This is a genomic window from Nocardioides imazamoxiresistens, from assembly GCF_032378595.1.
In the GTDB taxonomy this organism is placed as follows: Bacteria; Actinomycetota; Actinomycetes; order Propionibacteriales; family Nocardioidaceae; genus Nocardioides; species Nocardioides imazamoxiresistens.
This window is the reverse complement of record NZ_JAVYII010000007.1, coordinates 48,783-70,633: the sequence shown is the minus strand read 5'-3', so window position 1 is coordinate 70,633 and position 21,851 is coordinate 48,783. Positions and strand designations below refer to the sequence as shown.

At 74.7% G+C, this 21,851-nt stretch carries 14 protein-coding genes; 7 read left to right on the top strand and 7 right to left on the bottom strand.

All coding sequences use genetic code 11. From position 1 onward, the window contains the following. Position 1 precedes the first annotated feature (1 nt). On the top strand, positions 2 to 3,421 hold the full coding sequence (locus tag RDV89_RS15665; protein ID WP_315734374.1) for a pyruvate carboxylase: 3,420 nt from the start codon (positions 2 to 4) through the stop codon (positions 3,419 to 3,421). A gap of 70 nt (positions 3,422 to 3,491) precedes the next feature. Further along, positions 3,492 to 4,673: an FHA domain-containing protein gene (locus RDV89_RS15660; protein ID WP_315734372.1), complete on the top strand. Its 1,182-nt coding sequence runs from the start codon at positions 3,492 to 3,494 to the stop codon at positions 4,671 to 4,673. 46 nt (positions 4,674 to 4,719) lie between these two features. Here the strand turns inward: RDV89_RS15660 and RDV89_RS15655 are convergent, their stop codons facing one another. From RDV89_RS15655 to lpdA, 3 genes are all read right to left on the bottom strand, one after another. Further along, positions 4,720 to 5,946 (bottom strand): SpoIID/LytB domain-containing protein, encoded by a 1,227-nt coding sequence (locus tag RDV89_RS15655; RefSeq protein WP_315734370.1) that lies wholly within the window; start codon positions 5,944 to 5,946, stop codon positions 4,720 to 4,722. 234 nt (positions 5,947 to 6,180) lie between these two features. Then, positions 6,181 to 7,572, bottom strand: coding sequence for an NAD(P)H-quinone dehydrogenase (locus tag RDV89_RS15650; protein WP_315734678.1), 1,392 nt, complete (start codon positions 7,570 to 7,572; stop codon positions 6,181 to 6,183). Between the two features lie 41 nt (positions 7,573 to 7,613). Continuing rightward, positions 7,614 to 9,011, bottom strand: a complete 1,398-nt coding sequence (gene lpdA / locus RDV89_RS15645; RefSeq protein ID WP_315734368.1) for a dihydrolipoyl dehydrogenase — start codon at positions 9,009 to 9,011, stop codon at positions 7,614 to 7,616. A 206-nt stretch (positions 9,012 to 9,217) separates the two neighbouring features. On the opposite strand from lpdA, the gene RDV89_RS15640 reads away from it, so the two are divergent. The 3 genes from RDV89_RS15640 to RDV89_RS15630 are packed head-to-tail and all read left to right on the top strand — an operon-like array spanning position 9,218 to position 12,289. After that, positions 9,218 to 9,964 (top strand): hypothetical protein, encoded by a 747-nt coding sequence (locus tag RDV89_RS15640; RefSeq protein WP_315734366.1) that lies wholly within the window; start codon positions 9,218 to 9,220, stop codon positions 9,962 to 9,964. A gap of 1 nt (position 9,965) precedes the next feature. Further along, positions 9,966 to 11,246 carry an MFS transporter gene (locus RDV89_RS15635; protein WP_315734364.1) on the top strand — a complete coding sequence of 427 codons (1,281 nt, stop codon included), beginning with the start codon at positions 9,966 to 9,968 and terminating at the stop codon, positions 11,244 to 11,246. Next, positions 11,243 to 12,289 carry a hypothetical protein gene (locus RDV89_RS15630; RefSeq protein ID WP_315734362.1) on the top strand — a complete coding sequence of 349 codons (1,047 nt, stop codon included), beginning with the start codon at positions 11,243 to 11,245 and terminating at the stop codon, positions 12,287 to 12,289. The genes RDV89_RS15635 and RDV89_RS15630 overlap by 4 nt, the downstream gene beginning before the upstream one ends. Positions 12,290 to 12,344: 55 nt before the next feature. Here the strand turns inward: RDV89_RS15630 and RDV89_RS15625 are convergent, their stop codons facing one another. Further along, a complete protein-coding gene (locus RDV89_RS15625; protein WP_315734360.1) occupies positions 12,345 to 17,093 on the bottom strand; it encodes a DUF4082 domain-containing protein in 4,749 nt (1,582 codons plus the stop codon). Between the two features lie 113 nt (positions 17,094 to 17,206). Here RDV89_RS15625 and RDV89_RS15620 point away from each other — a divergent pair, with 113 nt between their 5' ends. Both RDV89_RS15620 and RDV89_RS15615 read left to right on the top strand, forming a co-directional pair. Next, positions 17,207 to 18,046, top strand: a complete 840-nt coding sequence (locus RDV89_RS15620) for a purine-nucleoside phosphorylase (RefSeq protein ID WP_315734358.1) — start codon at positions 17,207 to 17,209, stop codon at positions 18,044 to 18,046. Between the two features lie 15 nt (positions 18,047 to 18,061). Then, complete coding sequence (locus RDV89_RS15615; RefSeq protein ID WP_315734356.1) at positions 18,062 to 18,640, top strand: TetR/AcrR family transcriptional regulator; 579 nt, start codon at positions 18,062 to 18,064, stop codon at positions 18,638 to 18,640. Here the strand turns inward: RDV89_RS15615 and RDV89_RS15610 are convergent. From RDV89_RS15610 to murG, 3 genes are read right to left on the bottom strand one after another with little or no spacing between them, the layout of a single operon-like run. After that, on the bottom strand, positions 18,609 to 19,328 hold the full coding sequence (locus RDV89_RS15610; protein WP_315734354.1) for a cell division protein FtsQ/DivIB: 720 nt from the start codon (positions 19,326 to 19,328) through the stop codon (positions 18,609 to 18,611). The two genes, RDV89_RS15615 and RDV89_RS15610, sit on opposite strands and share 32 nt — an antisense overlap. Continuing rightward, complete coding sequence (murC, locus tag RDV89_RS15605) at positions 19,325 to 20,749, bottom strand: UDP-N-acetylmuramate--L-alanine ligase (RefSeq protein ID WP_315734352.1); 1,425 nt, start codon at positions 20,747 to 20,749, stop codon at positions 19,325 to 19,327. The genes RDV89_RS15610 and murC overlap by 4 nt, the downstream gene beginning before the upstream one ends. Further along, complete coding sequence (gene murG, locus RDV89_RS15600; protein ID WP_315734350.1) at positions 20,746 to 21,837, bottom strand: undecaprenyldiphospho-muramoylpentapeptide beta-N-acetylglucosaminyltransferase; 1,092 nt, start codon at positions 21,835 to 21,837, stop codon at positions 20,746 to 20,748. The genes murC and murG overlap by 4 nt, the downstream gene beginning before the upstream one ends. Positions 21,838 to 21,851: the final 14 nt, after the last annotated feature.

Genomic DNA, 21,851 nt, shown 5'->3' with positions numbered 1-21,851 from the left:
CATGTTCTCGAAGGTGCTGGTGGCCAACCGCGGCGAGATCGCGATCCGGGCGTTCCGCGCGGCGTACGAGCTGGGCGTGCGGACCGTGGCGGTGTTCCCGCACGAGGACCGCTGGTCCGAGCACCGGCTGAAGGCCGACGAGGCCTACGAGATCGGCGACGAGGGCCACCCGGTGCGCAACTACCTCGACCCCGACCTCGTGGTCTCGACCGCGGTCGCCGCCGGTGCCGACGCGGTCTACCCCGGCTACGGCTTCCTGTCCGAGAACCCTGCGCTGGCGGAGGCGTGCGCGGCCGCGGGGATCACGTTCGTGGGGCCCTCGGCGCAGGTCCTGGAGCTGACGGGCAACAAGGCCCGGGCGATCGCGGCGGCGAAGGCGGCGGGCGTACCGGTGCTGCGCAGCGTGGAGCCCTCCACCGACGTGGACGCGATCGTGGCGGCGGCCGCCGAGCTGCCGTTCCCGCTGTTCGTCAAGGCGGTCGCCGGCGGCGGCGGGCGCGGCATGCGCCGCGTCGACGAGCCCGGCCCCGACCAGCAGCTGCTGCGCGAGGCCGTCGAGACGTGCATGCGCGAGGGCGAGGCCGCGTTCGGCGACCCCACGGTGTTCGTCGAGCAGGCGGTCGTGGAGCCGCGCCACATCGAGGTGCAGATCCTGGCCGACGCCACCGGCGAGGTCATCCACCTGTTCGAGCGCGACTGCTCGGTGCAGCGACGTCACCAGAAGGTCGTGGAGATCGCCCCGGCCCCCCACCTGGACCCCGAGCTGCGCGAGCGGATCTGCGCGGACGCGGTGAGGTTCGCGAAGGCCATCGGCTACACCTGCGCGGGCACGGTGGAGTTCCTGCTGAACCCGGACGGGGAGTACGTCTTCATCGAGATGAACCCCCGCATCCAGGTCGAGCACACCGTGACCGAGGAGGTCACCGACGTCGACCTCGTGCAGTCCCAGCTGCGCATCGCCGCGGGCGAGACCCTCGCCGACCTCGGCCTGAGCCAGGACTCGATCCAGCTGCGCGGCGCGGCCCTGCAGTGCCGCATCACCACCGAGGACCCCGCCAACGGGTTCCGCCCCGACACCGGCAAGATCACCACCTACCGCTCCCCGGGCGGCCCCGGGGTGCGGGTCGACGGCGGCACGACGTACGCCGGCGCCGAGATCAGCCCGCACTTCGACTCGATGCTCTCCAAGCTCACGTGCCGGGGCCGCACCTTCGAGCTCGCGGTCGAGAAGGCCCGCCGCGCGGTCGCCGAGTTCCGCATCCGCGGCGTGTCGACGAACATCGCGTTCCTCTCGGCCGTCCTGGCCGACCCCGACTTCACCGCCGGACGCGTCACGACCAGCTTCATCGAGACCCACCCCGAGCTGCTGAGCGCACGCGCCTCGAACGACCGCGGCACCCGCCTGCTGACCTACCTCGCCGACGTCACCGTCAACCGGCCGCACGGCGAGGCGCCCGTCTCCCTCGACCCGACGGAGAAGCTCCCCCACCTCGACGCCGACGTGCTCGAGACCGCGCCCCCGTCCGGCTCGCGCCAGGCGCTGCAGGAGCTGGGCCCCGAGGGGTACGCCCGTCGCCTGCGCGCCCAGGAGGCCGTCGCGGTCACCGACACCACCTTCCGCGACGCCCACCAGTCACTGCTGGCCACCCGGGTGCGCACCCACGACCTGCTCGGGGTCGCCGGCCACGTCGCCCGGCTCACGCCCCAGCTGTGGTCGCTCGAGGCGTGGGGCGGCGCGACCTACGACGTCGCGCTGCGGTTCCTGTCCGAGGACCCGTGGGAGCGCCTCGCCGCCCTGCGCGAGGCGGTGCCCAACATCAACCTGCAGATGCTGCTGCGCGGACGCAACACCGTCGGCTACACCCCCTACCCCACCGCCGTCACCGACGCCTTCGTCGCCGAGGCCGCGGCCACCGGCATCGACGTGTTCCGCATCTTCGACGCCCTCAACGACGTCGACCAGATGCGCCCCGCCATCGACGCCGTGCGCGCCACCGGAACCGCCCTGGCCGAGGTCGCCCTGTGCTACACCGGCGACCTCTCCGACCCCGGCGAGCAGCTCTACACGCTCGACTACTACCTGCGCCTGGCCGAACGCATCGTCGACGCCGGCGCCCACGTCCTGGCGATCAAGGACATGGCCGGCCTCCTGCGCGCCCCCGCCGCCCGCACCCTCGTCACCGCCCTCCGCGAGCGCTTCGAGGTCCCCGTCCACCTCCACACCCACGACACCGCCGGCGGCCAGCTCGCCACCCTCCTCGCCGCCGTCGACGCCGGCGTCGACGCCGTCGACGCCGCGACCGCCACGATGGCCGGCACCACGAGCCAGCCGTCGCTCACGGCGCTCGTGGCGGCGACGGACCACACCGCTCGCGCGACCGGTCTCTCCCTGGGCGCCGTCAGCGCCCTGGAGCCGTACTGGGAGGCCGTGCGCCGCGTCTACGCCCCCTTCGAGTCCGGCCTCTCCTCGCCCACCGGGCGCGTCTACCGCCACGAGATCCCGGGCGGCCAGCTGTCCAACCTGCGCCAGCAGGCCATCGCCCTGGGCCTCGGCGAGCGCTTCGAGCAGATCGAGGACACCTACGCCGCGGCCAACGACATCCTCGGCAACATCCCCAAGGTCACCCCGTCCTCGAAGGTCATCGGCGACCTCGCGCTCTCGCTCGTCGGCCAGGGCATCGACACCCCCGAGCGCTTCGCCGAGTTCGCCGAGAACCCCGGGGAGCACGACATCCCCGACTCCGTCATCGGCTTCCTCAACGGCGAGCTCGGCGACCCGCCCGGCGGCTGGCCCGAGCCCTTCCGCACCAAGGCCCTCGCCGGCCGCGCCGCCCGCCCCGCCGAGACCCCGCTGGACGACGCGCAGCAGGCGGCGCTCGCCGACGCCGGGCCCGGACGCCGCGACGCCCTCAACGAGCTCCTCTTCCCCGGTCCCACCCGGGAGTTCCGGACCGCACGGGAGGCCTACGGCGACCTCTCACGGCTCGCGACCCTCGACTACCTGTACGGGCTGCGGCGCGGGGGCGAGCACACCGTCGAGCTCGACGAGGGCAAGACCCTCATCCTCGGGCTCGAGGCCGTCAGCGAGGCCGACGAGCGGGGCCTGCGCACCGTGATGTGCACGATCAACGGCCAGCTGCGACCGATCTCCGTGCGCGACCGCTCGGTGGCCGCCGACGAGGTCACCACGGAGAAGGCCGACCCGAGCGACCCCGGCCACGTGGCGGCCCCGTTCCAGGGCGTCGTCACCGTCGTCGTCGAGCAGGGCAGCCAGGTCGAGGCCGGCGCCACCCTCGCGACCATCGAGGCCATGAAGATGGAGGCCGCCATCACCGCCCCCCGCGCGGGCACCGTCGAGCGGCTCCCCTTCACCGGCACGCGACCCGTCGAGGGCGGCGACCTCGTCGCCGTCGTCCGCTAGGCTCCGACCCACGCGTCTTGACACCCGTCCAGGAACGGCGGGCCCGGTCGTCGACACGAGAGGATCAGGCGTGAGCGAGCTCGACTCGACGGACCCCTCGGGGCCCTCCCTCGGCGACGAGCGCCGGGCGCGGGCCCTCGCGGCCACCCCGGTCAGTGTCAGCTGGCTGCCGGGCGAGCACTTCGGCGTGGCCTGGACCGGTGGCGTCGCCGTCCTCGACCGCGGCGCCGGCGCCGAGGCGGTGGGCCGGCTCTGGCACCAGCTCGAGGGCGACCTCGAGCTCGACGCCTTCGTCGACGTGCTCCTGCAGGCCACCGGGCGCCGCACGGTCGAGCTGCCCGGCTTCGCCGCCGCCCTCCACGTGCCCGGTGCCGACCGCGGCGTGCTCCTCGCCGCGCGCGGCAGCTTCGTCGCCAGCGCGCGGGGGGCCGTCGACCGCTCCGTCACCGGCGGCGGCGTCGCCACCTGGTCGGAACGGACCGCCGAGGACGTCGAGTGGATCGCCGTCCGCTCCGCCGCCCCCGCGGCCCCGACGGAGCCGGCCGACGAGGAGGACGAGCTCCTGCCGCTGCTCTCCGGTGTCGTGCGGGCCCGACGGCTGCAGCGCCCACGCACGCCGCAGGCTGCCGGCTCCTCCGCGACGGCCCCGGCCTGGCGGATGACCGCCGATCGCCCCGCCGCCGCGGCGCCCGTCGTCCACGACGGCGCGACGATCCACTCCCCCTCGACGTCGGCACGCCCTCTCGGCCTGGTGCCGGCCCCCGGCGCGCCGAGCACCCCGGGCCCCCGGCCGTGGCGCGGTCCGGGCACCCCCGTCCTCGGCGAGCTGTGCTCGAACAGCCACCCGAACCGGCCGGGCAGCGACTCCTGCCGCTACTGCGCCGCTCCGGTCGCGGGCCCCCCGCGCCCCGTGGCGCGCCCCTCCCTCGGCCGCCTGACCACCAGCAGCGGCCAGGACGTCGACATCGAGGCGGCCGTCGTCGTCGGGCGGGCGCCCCGGGCCCGGGCCGGCCGCGAGGAGGAGGCGGTGCTGGTGACGATCCCCGAGCCCCACGTGTCCGCGACCCACCTCGAGATCCGCCCCGACGGCTGGGACGTCACGGCCGCCGACCTCGACTCCACGAACGGCACGTTCCTGTGCCGTCGCGGCGAGCAGCCGGTGCGGCTGACCTCCGTGCCGGCGCGCCTGGCCTCCGGCGACGTGCTCGACCTGGGCCACGGCGCCCAGGTACGCGTCGGCGAGCTGCCCTGAGGACAGCCCGCCGAGGCGTACCGGGCGTACCGGCGCAGCGCGTGGATCAGCGCTGGGCCGCGGAGACCGCGAACCAGGTGGACTTCAGCCCGAACGAGGAGCGCACCTGCGCGCCGGTCAGCGTGACCGAGCCCCGCGTGCCGCGCAGGGTGAGCGAGTTCACGCGGCCGCTCCACTTGCCGTCGCCGGTGCGGTCGGTGACGGTCAGGCCGGTCAGGTCGCCGAGCTGGGGCCAGCGGCGCTCGAAGTCCGCGTCGGTGAAGGAGACCCGCCAGCTGTGGTTCGGGTTGATCGCCGGGGTGTCGTACGGGTCCTGCTTCGCCGGCAGGTACGACTGCGAGCCACGGGCGGACCATCCGCCGTTGGACGAGGAGTACTGCGTGAGCGCGGGCGTGCCGTTCACCGTCAGGATGCGGCGGGACGTCGCCACGATCGCGTCGCTGGAGCGCTGGGCCTCGGCGCCGTAGCCGCCGTAGACCTGGCAGCTCGTCGTGTCGCACAGGTGGTAGTAGCTGGTGGCCGGCTGGGCGCGCAGGCGCATGGCGTACGTGCGGGCGGCCACGGCCTGGGCCTGCAGCGCCGCGGGCTCCCAGCTGCTCGGCATCTCGTGCGGGACGACGCCGCGCAGGTAGAAGTCGAGCGGCAGCGAGTTCACGGTCTCGCGGCGCCACGACCCCGGGGAGGGCACGGCGGCCTTGAGGAACCCGCGGTACTGCGTGCGGGTGCGGTTGTTGTTCGTCAGCAGGGTGATCGGGCTGCCGTCGGCGTAGAACTCCAGCGTGCCGGGCGACCAGTGGTAGTTGGTCCAGCGGCCGTTCGCCCAGTAGGTCAGCGTCGTGCGATCGCCCCAGCTGGCGAGCCGCCAGGTCGACGAGCGGCCGCCGGGCACGGTGAAGCGGCTGCCCGTGTGGCGGTCCACCACCTGCAGGTTGTTGCGGTACGCGACCTGCACGTCGCCGTCGGAGTCCTTCGTGATCCGCACGTCCACCCAGACGTCCGCGGCCGTCGTCTGCTGCGTGCCCGGGTAGTAGAACCCGAGGATCTGCGACGAGCTGAGACCCGCGCGGGCGGCGCCGCGGGCGCCGTACTGCGACATCCCGATGCCGTGCCCGAAGCCGTGCCCGGTGAAGGTCACCGTCGCCCGGCTGGGGATGGTGATCGACTGGTTGACCGGCACCGCGGTCGCGGGCCCGAGGGCCCCGAGCACGATGCCGATGCCGAGCAGGACGACGCCGAGCAGGCGCAGGCGGGGACGGGGGCTGCGGGAGGGCATGGAGGCTCCGAGGGACGGGGACGGGGGATCCGAGAGCGGTACGCGTGCGACCCGTGGGGGTCGTGTGACTGGTGTGCACGATGATCCGACCACGCGCGCGACGGCGCTGCAATCTGATCGTGCTAACTACAACTGAGTAGTTCGGAGGTGGTCGGCGACGGGCGCGTCACGACGACGAGACGGCCGTGCCGGAGCACCCGACGGGGTGCTCCGGCACGGACGCGCGCGAGGCGCTCAGACGTGGTGCAGGCGGCGGGCCGCCTCGGCGATCGACCCGGTCATCGACGGGTAGACCGTGAACACGCTGGCGAGCTGGTCGGCGGTCAGGGACTCCCCCACCGCCACGGCCACCGGGTGGATCAGCTCCGAGGCCCGCGGACCCACCACGACGCCGCCGACGATGATGCCGGTGCCGGGCCGGCACAGCAGCTTCACGAAGCCGTCGCGCACGCCCTGCATCTTGGCGCGCGGGTTGCCGGACAGCGGCAGCAGGACCGTCTCCGCCTGGATCTCCCCGGAGTCGACCGCCTGCTGCGTCCACCCGACGGTCGCGATCTCCGGCGACGTGAACACGTTGGAGGACACCTTCTTGAGGTCCAGCGGCGCGACGGCGTCGCCGAGGTGGTGCGACATCGCGATGCGGCCCTGCATGGCGGCGACCGAGGCGAGCATCAGCACGCCGGTGCAGTCGCCGGCGGCGTACACGCCCCGCGCCGTGGTGCGCGAGACCCGGTCGACCCGGACGAACCCGGCGTCGTCGACGAGGACGCCGGCCTCCTCCAGACCGAGGTCCGCGGTGTTCGGCACCGACCCGAGCGCCAGCACGCAGTGCGAGCACTCCACCTCGGTGCCGTCGGTGAGCCGGACGGTGACGACGTCGCCGTCGCGGGTCACGGACTCCATCCGCGAGCGTCCGAGCACCTTCATGCCACGACGCGTCAGCACGTCCTCGAGCGCGGCCGCCGCGTCGGCGTCCTCGCCGGGCAGCACCCGGTCGCGCGAGGAGACCAGCGTGACGTCGATGCCGAGCGAGAGGTACGCCGACGCGAACTCCGCCCCGGTGACGCCCGAGCCGACGACCACGAGCTTCTCGGGCACGTCGGTGATGTCGTAGACCTGCTCCCAGGTCAGGATCCGCTCGCCGTCGGGCACGGCGCTCGGCAGGACCCGGGGCGAGGCGCCCGTCGCGACCAGCACGGCGCCGGCGTCGATCGTCTCCGTGCCGCCGTCGCCGAGCTCCACCTGCACCCGCTGCGGCCCGTCGAGACGTCCGCGTCCCTGCAGGACGCGCACGCCCTCGCGCACCAGGCGCCGCTCGATGTCGGCCGACTGGTCGGCGGCGAGCTGCTTGACACGGGCGTTCACCTTGCCGAGGTCCACCCGGATCGAGGTGGCGGCGTCGCCGGCCTCGCCGAGGAAGCCGACGCCCAGCTCGGCCGACCCGGCCAGCTCGGTCATCAGCTCGCTCGTGGCGATCAGCGTCTTGCTGGGCACGCAGTCGGTGATGACGGCCGACCCACCGAGGCCGTCGCTGTCGACGACGGTGACGTCGGCGCCCGCCTGCGCGGCGACCAGGGCGGCCTCGTAGCCGCCCGGGCCGCCCCCGATGATGACGACGCGGTTCATGTCGGTCCCTCCACCTGCGGGCTGCTGGCCGTCGGGTGACGTCACAGGTTGATCATGTGGCCGGAGATGCCGTGGATGGCCTCCTTGACCGACTCGGTCAGCGTCGGGTGCGCGAAGACGTTGCGCCCCACCTCGTCCGCCGTCAGGTCCCACTTCTGCGCCAGCGTCAGCACGGGCAGCAGCTCGGTCACGTCCGGGCCGATCATGTGGGCGCCGAGGATCTCGTTGTGCTCGGCGTCGGCGACCACCTTGACGAAGCCCACGGCGTCGCCGAGGCCCTGCGCCTTGCCGTTCGCGCTGAACGGGAAGGTCGCCGTCTTGACGTCGTAGCCCTTGTCCTTGGCCTGCTGCTCGGAGTAGCCGAACGAGCCGATCTGCGGGTGGCAGTAGGTGGCGCGCGGGACGAAGTCGTACTCGACCGGCATGGTCTCCTCGCCGGCGATCACCTCGGCGGCCACGATGCCCATGGCCTCCGCGACGTGGGCCAGCATGAGCTTGCCGGTGACGTCGCCGATCGCGTACACGCCGTCCACGTTCGTGCGGCCGTACTCGTCGATCGCGATCGCACCCCGTTCGGTCAGCTCGACGCCGGTGTTCTCCAGGCCGTAGCCCTCGAGGCGCGGCGCGAAGCCGAACGCGGCGAGCATCTTGTCGGCCTCGAGGACCTGCTCGTCGCCGCCCGCGGCCGGGGCGACGGTCACCTTGACGCCCGAGCCCGTGTCCTCGACGCCCTTGACGGCCGTCGAGGTGAGGATCTTGATGCCGAGCTTCTTGTAGTGCTTCAGCAGCTCCTTGGACACGTCGGCGTCCTCGGTGGGCACGATCCGGTCGAGGTACTCCACGATCGTGACGTCGACGCCGAAGTTCTTCATCACGTAGGCGAACTCGACGCCGATGGCGCCCGAGCCGCCGATGATGACCGAGCTCGGCAGGGTCTCGTCGAGGATCTGCTCCTCGTAGGTGACCACGTTCTCGCTGATCTCGACGCCGGGCACCGTGCGGACCTTCGCGCCGGCCGCGATGATGACGTCGTCGGCCGTGTACGAGGTGACGTTGCCGTCCTTGTCCTTCACGTCGATCGCCTTCGGGCCCGTGAAGGTGCCCCAGCCGTCGATCTCGGTGATCTTGTTCTTCTTCATCAGGTAGTGGACGCCCTTGACGATGCCGGCGCTCACCTGGCGCGACCGCTTGTGGGTCGGCCCGTAGGACATCGTGGCGTCGCCCTCGATGCCGTACTTGGCCTTGTCGTGGGTCAGCGTGTGGGCGAGCTCGGCGTTCTTGAGCAGGGCCTTGGACGGGATGCACCCGACGTTGAGGCAGACACCTCCCCAGTACTTCTCCTCCACGACGGCGACGGACTTACCGAGCTGCGCAGCTCGGATCGCCGCGACGTATCCACCGGGGCCAGCACCAAGGACGAGGACATCGAAGTGGGTCACGGGGTCCAGCCTATCCACCCGGCCGGGCGCGGCCGACCACCCGGTGGCACCTGGCTGCGCCGGGGGCGTGACGTGCCTCTCCCCCGGATTGGGTAAGTGGTCCGCGGCGGCCGCGGTCGGGACGCGAGCGCTCCTAGGTTCGGCCCGCGGTCCCCGCCCGGGCGACCGCCCGGGGCGCAGGTCGGAGCGCGGGTGGAGGTCGTCGGATGAGCGCCAGACAGGCTCTGCGGGCCATCGGCGTGCGTCGCGCCGCGGCCGCCGCGCTGCTCGCCGTCGTCCTCGCCGTCACGCTCGTGGTGGTGACGTCGCCGTTCCTCGGCGAACCGGGTGGCGGACCCGGCGGCGACGGGCGTCGTGACGCCGCGCAGGGCGAGGGCCCCACGGACGACGGCCCCGGTGGGCCGCGTGAGCCCGGTGAGCCCGGCGAGCCGGGCGACGGGGACGTCGCGGGGCCCGGTGCCACCGCCCCCCTCGGCGCCCCGCCGCCGCCCGGCTCCAGCCCCACCGGCGGCATCGAGGCGGCGCCGACCACCGAGACCACCGAGCAGCCGGGCGACGCCGTGCGCGCCGCGGACGAGGCGCAGGAGCCGACGCCGCGGGTCGACGGGCCGTTCCCCACCTCGGCCGAGAGCGCCGTCGGGCGGCTGGTGCCGTCGTACCCGGCCGACGTGGTGCCGCCGGTCCCCGGCTCGACGGTGCGCACCAGCAGCCTGTCGCCGTCCACCGAGCGCGTCCAGGTCGCGCTCGTCGCGGCCGGGGCCGGGGGCGACGAGGTCGTCGCCTTCTACCTGGCCGAGCTGCGGCGCCAGGGCTTCGAGGAGGTCGCGACCAGCGCGCTTCCCGGCCGCTCCGCCGTAGCGCTGCGCCGGGGCGGCAGCTCGGTGGTGGTGACCGTCGGTCCGGAGCGCGACGTCTACAGCCTGTTCGCCACCCTGCTGCGCGAGGACGTCTGACGTGTACGTGACCGTGCGCGAGGACCACGGCGCGCCCCCGGCCACCGCGACAACCGCACCCCGACGTCGGCGCGTGCCGCGGGTGGTCGTCACCCTCGGTCTCGTCAGCCTCCTGACGGACGTCTCGTCGGAGTCGGTCGCCGCCGTCCTGCCCCTCTACCTGACGCTCGGGCTCGGCCTGTCGACGGTCGCGTACGGCTTCGTCGACAGCCTCTACCAGGGCGTCGGCGCGCTGGTGCGGATCGCCGGCGGCTGGGGCGCGGACCGCTCCGGGCGCCCGAAGTGGGTGGCCTTCGCCGGCTACGCGACGAGCTGCGTGGCGCGGGTCGGGCTGCTGGTGGCGACCGGCGCCGGCGCGGTCGGCGCCATCGTCGCCCTCGACCGCGTCGGCAAGGGCCTGCGCACCGGGCCGCGCGACGCGATGATCAGCGCCGCGGCACCGGCAGACAGCGTGGGGCTGGCCTTCGGCGTGCACCGCGCGCTCGACACGACCGGCGCCGTCCTCGGACCGCTCGTCGCGTTCGCGTTGCTGTGGTGGATCCCCGGCGGCTACCTGACCGTCATGGTGGTCTCGCTCGGGTTCGCGCTGGTCGGGCTGGCCCTGCTGGGCCTGTTCGTCGAGGACCGGCCGCGCGTGGCGCGCCGCGACCCCGAGCGCGCTCCGAGCGCGGATCCGCCGGACGGGCCGGCGGACGGGGGTTGGCGCGAGCTGGCGTCTCCCGCCGTGCGTCGCCTGCTGGTCGTCGCCGGCCTGCTCGGGCTGGTGACGGTCGGCGACGGCTTCCTCTACCTCGCGCTCCTCGACCAGGGAGGCTTCGCGGTGCACTGGTTCCCCCTGCTCTACGTGGGCACGAGCGTCACCTACCTGCTGCTCGCCGTGCCCCTCGGTGCCCTCGCCGACCGTTGGGGCCGCGCCCGCACGATGGTCCTCGGCCACGTCGCCCTGGTGGCGGCGTACCTCGCGCCGGCGTGGCCGGTCGGCGCCCTGGGTGCCACCGTCCTCACCGTCGTGCTCCTCGGCCTGTTCTACGCCGCGACCGACGGCGTGCTCGCCGCGGTCGCGGGCCGCGTCGTGGCGCCCGCCTTCCGGGCCCGCGGCATCGCCACCGCCCAGACCGTCGTCGCGGTGAGCCGCATGGGCGCCTCCGCGGGCTTCGGGCTGCTGTGGTTCTGGGTCGGGCCGGCCAACGCGCTCCTGGTCGTCGCGACCGTGCTGGCCTGCCTGGTGCCGCCGGCCCTCCTCGCCGTGCGCGGGGTGGACCGCGCGCCGGTGCCGGCGTGACGCGGCGCGCTCGCGTCGCGGTCTTCACGGCGCTCGTCGTGCTGGTCGGCCTCGCGGCCGCGGGTCTCGCCCTGCGCCAGGCCGCCGAGCAGCGCGAGCAGGCGCGTACGCCTCCCTCGGTCGCGGTCGCCTCGCACCGGCTGACCGACCTCGCCGACCTCACCGCCGCCGGACCGGCGATCGTCTTCCGCCACACGGGGCTGGACCGCGACTACGGCCACCTCGCCGCGGTCGCCCTCGACGACCCGGCCGGTCCCCGAGCGGTCGGCGACGTGGCGTGCGACCGGGTGGCGGCGTCGCGCTCGCGCGTCTCCTGCCTCCAGGTGCAGCGGGGCGTCGTCACCCGCTACGCGCTCGTCGAGCTCGGGGCCGACCTGGAACCGCGGGCGACCACCCCGCTGCCGGGCATCCCGAGCCGCACCCGGCTCTCCCCCGACGGCTCGCTGGTCGCGACCACGACCTTCGTCACCGGCCACTCCTACCAGCAGAGCGGGTTCTCCACCGCGACCGAGATCCGGGCGACCGACGGCTCGTCGGGAGGCGACGCCGGCGATCTGGAGGACTTCCGGCTCGTCGTCGACGGCCGCGAGGTCGCCCCGGTCGACCGCAACGTGTGGGGCGTGACGTTCGTCGACGACCGGTGGTTCTACGCCACCGTCGCGACCGGCGGCGTCACGCACCTCGTGCGCGGCGACCTGACCACACGCACGCTCACCGCCCTGCGCACCAACGTCGAGTGCCCCTCGCTCTCCCCCGACGGCACGCGCCTGGCGTACAAGGTCGACGACGACGCCCCCGGCACGCACTGGTCCTTCGCGGTGCTCGACCTGGCCAGCGGCGAGGAGACCGTGCTCGCCGGCGAGACCCGGGGCGTGGACGACCAGGCGGCGTGGCTCGACGACGACACCCTGATGTACGGCGTGCCCCGCGCCGACGAGGCCGGCGTCACCGACGTCTGGTCGCTCGACGTCGAGCGCGCCGGCGCGGCGCCGCAGCTGCTCGTCGAGCAGGCCTGGTCGCCCACCGTCGTCGCCGGCCCCTGAGACCCGGCCGTCCCCGGCCGACGGGGCCGACGGGGCCGACGGGGCGGACGGGGTGTCAGCCGGCGGGACGGAACTCGAGGTCGACGAAGTAGTTGGCCGCGTCCCACGACCGGGTGGGGAAGCCGCCGCCGGCGCCGTAGACGTACCGGCCGTTGTCCTGCGCGGCCGCGGTGAGCGGCCCCGAGGCCGCCCCCGCCCTCAGTCCGCCCGGCGTCACCGAGTAGTGCCCGCGGGGCGCGAGGTAGGAGACGACGTACGACGTGCCCGCCGTCAGTCGCACGGGGGTGGCGAGGGCGGCGCTCTGCCAGCCGCTCGCGGACTCCCCGGTGAAGGTCACCCGGCCCAGGAGCCGGCCGTCCAGCGTCCAGACCGACCCGACGTGCGTGCCCGTGTTGCCGCTGCCCTTGTGGAAGCGGATCCGGGTCACGTCGCCGCTCACGCTCGGGGTGACGACGACGCCCAGCTCCACCGGGTCGGACTCGTCGACGGCCCCGATCGCCGGTGTGGTCGACCCGAACAGCGTGTGGGTCGTCGTGGTGGGCTGCTGCGCCTCGGTCTCGAACGTCCAGGTCGTCGTCGCGAGGGTGGTGCCCTCCGTCGACCGGACCCCGGAGAGCGTGGCGGTGTACGTGGTGCCGGGCGCCAGCGGCTGGGCGGGATCGAGCACCACCTCGCGCCCGTCCGCGGAGATCGACGCCGTGCCGGCCACGCTCGTCGTCCCTGCCCGCAGGGAGAGCGAGCCGGCGGAGACGGGCACCGAGAGCCGGGCGCGCACGAGGGCGTCGAGGGGCACGCCGCTCGCACCGGCGGCGGGGCTCGACTCCTCCAGCGTCACCGGCCGGGCGTCCGGCACGAACGCGACGTCGACGAAGTAGTTGGTGGCGCCCCAGCTGTAGAGCGGCATCCCGCCGGCCGCTCCGTACAGGTAGCGGCCGTTGGCGCCGCTCGAGGTGACCAGGTCGCCGGAGGTGTGCGGCTGCGCGAAGAAGTCGCGGGTCGCGGAGTAGTGGCCACGCGGCGCGAGGTAGGACACGACGTAGTCCTGGCCGGGAGCCACGGAGACCGGGGTCGACAGCGAGGCGGTCTGCCACCCCGACGCGGTCTCCCCCGCCACGTCGACCCGCGCGAGCCGACGCCCGGAGGCGTCCCACAGGGACGCGACGTGCAGGCCGTCGTTGCCCGGCCCCTTGAAGAACCGCAGCTGGGTGATCCGCCCGGGCCGCAGGACCCGGAAGGCGACCCCGACCTCCACCGGCGCGCTCTCGTCGACCGCGGCGACCTCGGGCACGGCGGAGCCGAGGAGCGTCTGCTCGGCCAGCGCGCCCGCCTCCCGGGTGCGGAAGGTCCAGGTCTGGTCGGCCAGGGTCGCGCCCGAGGTGCTGCGCAGCCCGGTGAGCGTCACCCGCACCTCCGTGTCGAGCGGCAGCGCCTGGGTCGGCACGAACCGCAGGCTCGTCCCGTCGGCGCTGCGGGTCGTGGTGCCGGCGACGGCGGCGCCGGTGTCGACCCGGGTCAGTGCGACCTGGTGGCCGGAGCCGAGCGGGGCGCTGAACGTGACGCCGACCGCGGTGGTCGGCGAGACCCCGACGGCCCCGGCGGCCGGGTCGCTCGAGACGACGGTCAGCGGGGGCTCGCGGCGCTCCACCACGACGTCGACGAGGTAGCTGGTCGCCGACGACGAGCCGGGGAAGCCCGTGCCGTACGTGTACGCGCCGGCCGTGCTGGTGACCTGCAGCGGTCCGCGGGACAGGTCGGAGGCGGCGAACGCGTTGGGGCTCGCCGAGTAGCGGCCCCCCGGAGCGCGGTAGGACGCGACGTACTCCGTGCCGGCCGTGACCGCCACCGGCGTGGCGAGCACGAGCGTCTGCCAGCCGCCGGTGGACTCGCCGGTGAACGTGCCCGTCGCCAGCGACGTGCCGTCCGCGCGCCACAGCGTGCCGGTGTGGGTGCCCGTGTTGCGCGGGCCCTTGTAGAAGCGGATCGCCGTGACGGTGCCGTCCACGCTCGGGCGGAACCGCACCCCGAGCGTCACCGGCGCCGTGTCGACGTCCTCGAGCACCGTGGGGGTGGTGCCGTCGTCGAACAGCGAGCACGGGCAGACCCCGACGGGCGAGGCGGGACGGGCCGTGGTGAAGGTCCAGGGCGTCGCGGTGAGCGAGATGCCGGCCGCGTCGCGGCCGGTGACGGTCACGGTGTGCCGCACGGCCCCGGCCAGGGGCGCGGAGGGACGGAAGGTGACGGTGCGGGTGGCGGCGTCGTACGCCGTCGCCCCGGGCACCTGCGCGCCGACGGCGTCGACGACCCGCACCGTCACGCTGGTGGCCACGACCGAGCGGGAGAAGCGCGCCGAGACCACGGCGTCGGCCGCGACCGAGGACGAGCCGGGCAGCGGGGACTGCTGGTCGAGCGTCAGCGGCGAGTCGTCGGTCATCGTCACGAGCGGGTCGACGAAGTAGTTGCTGCTGCCGAAGCTGCGGTCGGGGAACTCGCCGACGGCGGCGAACACGCCGGCCGGCGGGGCGCCGTAGCCGCCGGCGACCGACAGCGGGTCGGCGCGCCTGCCGGCCGCGTTGAACGCGTCGTCGTCGATGGCGTAGCGGCCCGCCGGCGCCGAGTACGACACCACGTAGGTCTGGCCGGCCACCACGGGCACCGGTGAGGTGAACCGGACCGTCTGCCAGCCCGTAGCGGTCTCCGAGGTGAACGTCGCGGTGGCCAGGCGGGAGCCGGTGGCCGACCACAGCGTGCCGGTGTGCGTGCCGGTGTTGCCGCTGCCCTTGTAGAAGCGCACGCCCGCGACGAACGCGTCGCGGGTCGGCGCGAAGCGCAGGCCGAGCTCGACCGCGCCGGTGTCGGCGGCCGCCGGCACCGCCGGCACGGTGGCGCCGAACAGCGAGCAGGGGCAGCTGACCTGCACGGACCGCGTCGCCGTGGGGCCGATGTTGGCGCTGTCGTCGACGGCGCGCACCAGCAGCCCGACGCTGCCGACGCCGGGCTGGACGAGGTCGAAGGTCCACGAGGTGGTGCCCGTGGCGGGCCGCCAGGTGGCGCCCGCGTCGGTCGAGACCTCGACGCCCGCGACCCGGCCGCCTCCGGTGTCGGTGGCCGTGCCCGAGTAGCGGACCACCGCGCCGTTGCGCACGGCGGCCCCGGCGGTCGGCGCCGCGACGCTCACGGTCGGCCCGGTCGTGTCCGTCGACGCCGTCGCGCGCACGAGTCCCGGCGCGAGGGTGGCGGGCTGGACGCCCATGTCTGCGAACAGGTTGACCTGGGCCTGCTGCATCCGCACGTCCGCCGGCGCCGGCGCGAACGGCGAGTCGTGCTCGGCGTCGAGACCCCAGCTCCACTGCACGCTGCCGGCGCTGAACACCAGCGCCCCGCTGGCGGCGCGGTAGAGGGTGAGGTGGTGGCGCGTGGTGCCCGGCGCCACCGTGTTGCCGTAGTCCTGCAGGTACTCCGGCACGGCCCCGACCGTGGTCGAGAGCCGCACGAGCCCCGGTGGCCGGTGCCCGTTGTCGAGGTCCTCGTTGGACTCGTAGCCGATCGTGTGCGGCGCCAGCGTCGCGGTCGTCCCGCTCGCCAGGGACGCCAGCGAGGTGCCCCGCCACAGCCGCAGCCGGCCCTCCGTGGCGCTGACCCGCAGCGCGAGGTCGCTGTAGTTGACCATGTAGGCCGTGCCCACCAGTGCGTTCTCGGGCCGGCCCGCGCCCGCCGAGGGCGGGGCCTGCCGCGGGTCGCGCCAGGTGCCGGTCCACTCCGCCGACGGGTCGATCTTGTCGTTGGCCCACGTCTCCTTGTAGGAGACGAGCGTCCGGTACGCCGTGCGCGAGGGGTCCGCGGACGGCTCCCAGCGCGTACGCCAGTAGGCCTCGTTGCCGCTGAGGAACATCAGGTGCACGCCCGCGTCGCGGGCGGCCTCGACGTGGGCGCGCTGCGCCCCGCTCCAGTACTCGTCGTGACCGACGGACAGGAACACGTCGTGGTTCGTCAGCAGGTCGCCGCGCCGGTCGGTGTCGACGCCCGCCTGGTAGGTCACGTCGTAGCCGTTGCGCTCCAGGAAGCGCACCATCGGGTACTCGTTCGCGAAGTAGAAGTCGCGTCCGCCGATGCCGCCGCGGGTCAGCACGGGACGGTTGTAGCTGACCTTGTACGCCCGCCCGTTGGCGGCGCCCCGGTAGAGGTCGGACCCGCCGTAGTCGTTGTAGGCCTGCCACGTGGTGTCGGAGGTCTGGAAGACGACGTCCGAGGTGCTGGCGTCGTCGCGCACCACGAAGGTGATGTGGCTCGCCCCGCCGGTGTCGGTGCGCTCGAGGCGGGCGACGTAGACGCCGGAGACGGCGGTGGTCGGCACCGTCCACGAGGCGGAGACCCCCCAGTTGCCGCAGTCGTAGAGCTCGGTGACCGTGTCGGTGATGCACTCGGGCTGGACCTGCGGCAGCCGGGCCGAGGGCTGGACCGAAGCGATCCGGCGCGCGCCGTCGCCGCCGTACCAGCCGGTGCGGTAGATCGTCACCGTGTACGCCCGGGCGTCGGTGTCGACCTTGAAGTCGATCCGGTCGCCGAGGTCGACGCTGATGTCGGTGGCGAAGCCCTGGATGGACTCGTCGCCGGCGCGGTCGACGTCCCACTCCTCGACCGGCGTGCCGGGCTTGGAGTTCTCGCAGGCGATCACGCTGCCCGTGGCGCAGGGGTCGACCGCGGCGGCGGCCCCGCCGGAGGTGGTCGTGGTGACCCCCAGCAGCGCGGCGCCCAGCGCCAGGACGAGCAGCACGACGGTGGGCACGGGGCGCGGTCGGGTGGTCACGGGCGCAGCGTCGGGCGCACGGTCGCGCGTCGGCGCGGGCGTGCCGGGCGAATCCCCCAGATCGGGTAGCGCGGACGGGCGTGATCCACGCCTCCTGGCCTAGAGTCGGCGCCGTGACGAACACCGAGCCGACTGCGCCCAGCCCCGTCCCCGCCACCACCGCGACGCCGGCCGAGAGCGCCCGCGCCGCCGCGGAGCGACTGGCCGAGCTCACCGGCGTCGAGCAGCACGACGTCGCCGTCGTCCTCGGCTCCGGGTGGCTGCCCGCGGTCGACATGCTCGGCGAGACCGTCGCGGAGATCGCGACCACCGACCTGCCGGGCTTCAGCGCGGCCGCCGTCGTCGGCCACTCCGGCAAGATCCGCTCGGTGCGCGCCGGGGACCGTCGCGTGCTGGTGTTCCTGAGCCGCACGCACTTCTACGAGGGCAAGGGCGTGCGCGCGGTGGTGCACGGCGTACGCACCGCTGCCGCGGCCGGCTGCCGCGCGATCGTGCTGACCAACGGGTGCGGCGGTCTCAAGGAGACGTGGACGCCCGGCACCCCGGTGCTGATCAAGGACCACATCAACCTGACCGCGACCTCCCCGATCGAGGGCGCCGAGTTCGTCGACCTCACCGACCTGTACTCCCCGCGCCTGCGCGACCTGTGCCGCACGGTGGAGCCGGAGCTCGACGAGGGCGTCTACGTCCAGTTCCCCGGCCCGCACTACGAGACCCCCGCCGAGATCGCCATGGTGCGCGCCATCGGCGGCCACCTGGTCGGGATGAGCACCACCCTCGAGGCGATCGCCGCCCGCCAGGCCGGCCTCGAGGTGCTGGGCCTCTCGCTCGTCACCAACCTCGCGGCCGGCATCAGCGGCGAGCCGCTGGACCACAGCGAGGTGCTGGAGGCCGGCCGGGCGGCCGCGACGCGGATGGGCGCGCTCCTCGGGGCCGTCGTGCCGCAGGTCTGAGCGCAGCCCCCACCCGTGCCCAAGATCACCGGCGACTCGCTGAGCTCCCACCGGGAGCAGATCCGCGAGCGCGTCTTCGCGGCGTTCGTCGACCTCGTCGCCGAGCGCAGCTTCGACGCGATCACGATGGCGCAGCTGGCCGAGCGGGCGGGGGTGGGCCGCACGACGATCTACCACCACTTCCGCGACAAGGACGCCGTCGTCGTCGCGTTCGCCACCCACGAGACCAACCGCTACCTGGCCGACCTGACCGCGGTGCTCGCCGACGCGACGACGCCGCCGGAGCGGCTGCGCCGCTACCTGCACCACCACCTGGCCGAGGGCGAGCAGTTCCACCTCGGGCTGGGCCCGCAGGTCTACGGGCTGCTCTCCGACGCCTCGCTGCGCGAGATCCGCGAGCACGTGCAGGCCGTCGAGACGGTGCTGCGCCGCATCCTCGCCGACGGCGTGTCGACCGGGGACTTCGTCGCGGACGCGGAGTCGGCGGTGCCGCTCGTCCACGCCGTGCTGGGGCCGCGCACGGTGCCGGCCGACGTCGTGGTGGCCTTCGTGCTCGGCGGGCTCAGCGCGTCGTCGGGCGACCCGGCACGCTGACGTCGTACTCGCTGACCTCGAGGCCCTGGGCGAGCAGCACGTCGAGCACCTCGGCCTTGTCGTCGGAGTCGCTCGCGCTCCCCCACAGCACCGTCGCGCCGTCGCGCAGCTCGAGCGTGATCTCGTCGACGGAGGCGACGCTGATCGAGGCCACGCGGGCCGCGGTGCGCTGCGGCATGGCAGCGACCACGCGGGAGGCCTCCAGCACCGCCTCGGAGCCCGCCTCCTCGCCGAGCTCGACGAGCGGGAGGTCGTCCGGCGGCGCGTCGAGGTCGCGGAAGGTCACGCCCTCCGCGTCGAGGGCACGGAACCGGTCGTCGGTGGAGACCACCGCGATCGCGACGCGCTCGTCGACCTCGATCCTGATGCCGTCGGGCCAGGCACGGCTCACCTCGGCGTCCCGCACGGCCGACATCGACTCGACCCGACGCTCGATGGCGTCGAGGTCGACGCGGGCCAGCGGGCGCCCCTCGGGCACCCCGGCCACCGCGCGCACCTCGTCCACCGCGAGCACGGACGTGCCCTGCACCTCGACGTCGGCCACCGCCAGCACCGACGAGAAGTAGACGAGCCAGCCGAGGCCCCCGGCGAGGGCCACGACCAGCACGGAGATCAGCGCCCAGCGCCAGCGCGACCACCGGCCGCGCCGACGGCGCTGCTCGAAGAGGACGCGGGTGTCGTCGGTCACCCCGCCCGGCCGCCCTCCAGCAGCGCGAGCACGGCCGGGCCGACGTCGGTGATGCTGCCGGCGCCCAGCGTGAGCACGAGGTCGCCGGGGCGGGCCCGGCGCACCAGCTCGGCCGCGACGTCGGCGAGCTCCGGCACGAAGGCCACGTGCTCCTCGGCGAGCGGCACGGCGCCGGCGACGAGGGCGCCCGTGACGTCGGGGTCCGCCGCCTCGCGGGCCAGGTACACGTCCGCCACCACGACCTCGTCCGCGCCGCCGAGCGCCCGCCCCATCGCCTCGCCGAAGATCCGCGTGCGCGAGACGAGGTGGGGCTGGAAGGCCACGACGAGACGGCCGTCGCCGGCCACCGAACGGGCCGCCTGCAGGTCGCCGAGGATCTCCTGGGGGTGGTGGGCGTAGCTGTCGTAGACCCGCACGCCCGCGACCTCGCCCTTCGACTCCATCCGCCGGCGCGTGCCGGCGAACGAGGCGAGACCGGCGCTGAGCGCCTCCGCGTCGAGGCCGAGCTCGATGCCCGCGACCAGCGCCGCGGCCGCGTCGAGCACGTAGTGGCGCCCGGGGATCTGCAGCCGCACGGGACCGACCTCGACGCCCCCGGTCGACGCCAGCGAGAAGGTCGAGGTGGTGCCGGCGAAGGACACGTCGACGACCCGCCAGTCCGCCTCGTCGCTCTCCCCCACCCCGAGCGCCCGGATCCCGCGCGCGCGGGCCGTCGCCACGAGGTCGGCCGCGCCCGGGTCGTCGACGCAGGCGACGAGCAGGCCGCCGGGCTCGATCCGCCCGAGGAACTCCTCGAACGCCCCGCGGTAGGCCTCCTCGGTGCCCCAGACGTCGAGGTGGTCCGCCTCCACGTTCGTGACCACCGCGACGCGGGGGCGGTAGACGAGGAAGGCGCCGTCGCTCTCGTCGGCCTCCGCCACGAAGAGCGCACCCGCGCCGTCGTGGGCGTTGGTGCCGGTCTGCGCCAGCTCGCCGCCGACCGCGTACGAGGGGTCCGCCCCCGCGGCGACCAGGGCCGTGGTGAGCAGCGAGGTCGTGGTGGTCTTGCCGTGGGTGCCGGCGACCGCGACGACGTCGCGGTCCGCCATCACGGCCGCGAGGCCCGCGGAGCGGGGCAGCACGCGCAGTCCGCGGGCGTACGCCTCGACGACCTCGGGGTTGTCCTCGCGCACGGCGGTGGAGACCACCAGCGTGTCGGCGTCGCCGACCTGTGCGGCCGCGTGGCCCACGTAGGTCGTCGCCCCCGCGGCGGCCAGCGCGTCCAACGTGCTGGACGCGGCGCCGTCGCTGCCGGAGACCCGGATGCCGCGCGCGAGCATGATCCGCGCGATGGCCGAGAGGCCGGCACCTCCGATGCCGACGAAGTGCACGGCCCCCAGCCGGTCGGCGGGCAGGATCTCGTCGGGGACGGGCACCCTCATCGGGCACCCCCGCCGGCGCCGGCCGCCTCGACGACGATCTCGGCCAGCCGCTCGTCGGCGTCCCGCGGGATCAGCGCCGACGCGGCGGCCCCCATCGCGGCCAGTCGCGCGGGGTCGTTCGCGAGACCGGGGACGGTGGCCCCGATCCACTCCGGGCTCAGGGCGTCGTCGGCGACGAGCAGGCCGCCGCCGGCGTCGACCACGGGGCGGGCGTTGAGCTCCTGCTCGCCGTTGCCGATCGGCAGGGGCACGAAGACGGCCGGCAGGCCGACGGCCGCGGCCTCGGTGACGCTCGAGGCCCCGGAGCGGCAGAGCACCAGGTCGGCGGCGGCGTACGCCAGGTCCATCCGCTCCACGAAGTGCTCGACCACGTAGGGCACGTCGGCCACGCGCTCCGGCGCGGCCTCGCCCTTCGGGCCCACGACGTGCAGCACCTGCACCCGGGCCGCGCCGAGTGCGCCCGCGGAGGCCGCGACCGCCTGGTTGAGGCGTCGCGCGCCCTGCGACCCGCCGGTGACGAGCAGCGTCGGCAGGTCGGGGTCGAGACCGAACCGGGCGCGCGCCTCGGCCCGCAGCGCGCCGCGGTCGAGGGTGGAGATCATCTGCCGGATGGGCAGGCCGACGTAGGTGGCGCGCGGCAGCGGCGTGTCCGGGAAGCTGACCGCCACGCGCTGCGCGACGCGGGCGCCGACCTTGTTCGCGATGCCCGGCAGCGCGTTCTGCTCGTGGACCACGAGCGGGAGCCGGCGTCGTCGCGCGGCCAGGTAGACGGGCATGGAGACGTAGCCGCCGTAGCCGACCACCACGTCGGGCCCGAACCGGTCGATGACCGCCCCGGCCTCCTTGACCGCCGCGCGCAGGCGCTTCGGCACCATGGCGAGGTCGGCGTTGGGTCGCCGCGGCAGCGGCACCGGGGGGATCAGCGCCAGCTCGTGGCCCGCCGCGGGCACCACCCGCGTCTCGAGGCCCCGCGCCGTGCCGACGCAGAGGATCTCGGTGGCCGGGTCGCGCCGCGTCAGTGCGTCGGCGGTCGCCAGCAGCGGGGAGGTGTGGCCGGCGGTCCCACCGCCGGCGAGCAGCACTCGCACGTGTCGGGCCTTCC

Excerpts from the sequence above, each read along its gene's own strand:
- RDV89_RS15665 (WP_315734374.1), top strand. The coding sequence starts at position 2 with ATGTTCTCGAAGGTGCTGGTGGCCAACCGCGGCGAGATCGCGATCCGG.
- RDV89_RS15655 (WP_315734370.1), bottom strand. The coding sequence starts at position 5,946 with ATGCCCTCCCGCAGCCCCCGTCCCCGCCTGCGCCTGCTCGGCGTCGTC.
- RDV89_RS15650 (WP_315734678.1), bottom strand. The coding sequence starts at position 7,572 with ATGAACCGCGTCGTCATCATCGGGGGCGGCCCGGGCGGCTACGAGGCC.
- RDV89_RS15640 (WP_315734366.1), top strand. The coding sequence starts at position 9,218 with ATGAGCGCCAGACAGGCTCTGCGGGCCATCGGCGTGCGTCGCGCCGCG.
- murC (WP_315734352.1), bottom strand. The coding sequence starts at position 20,749 with ATGAGGGTGCCCGTCCCCGACGAGATCCTGCCCGCCGACCGGCTGGGG.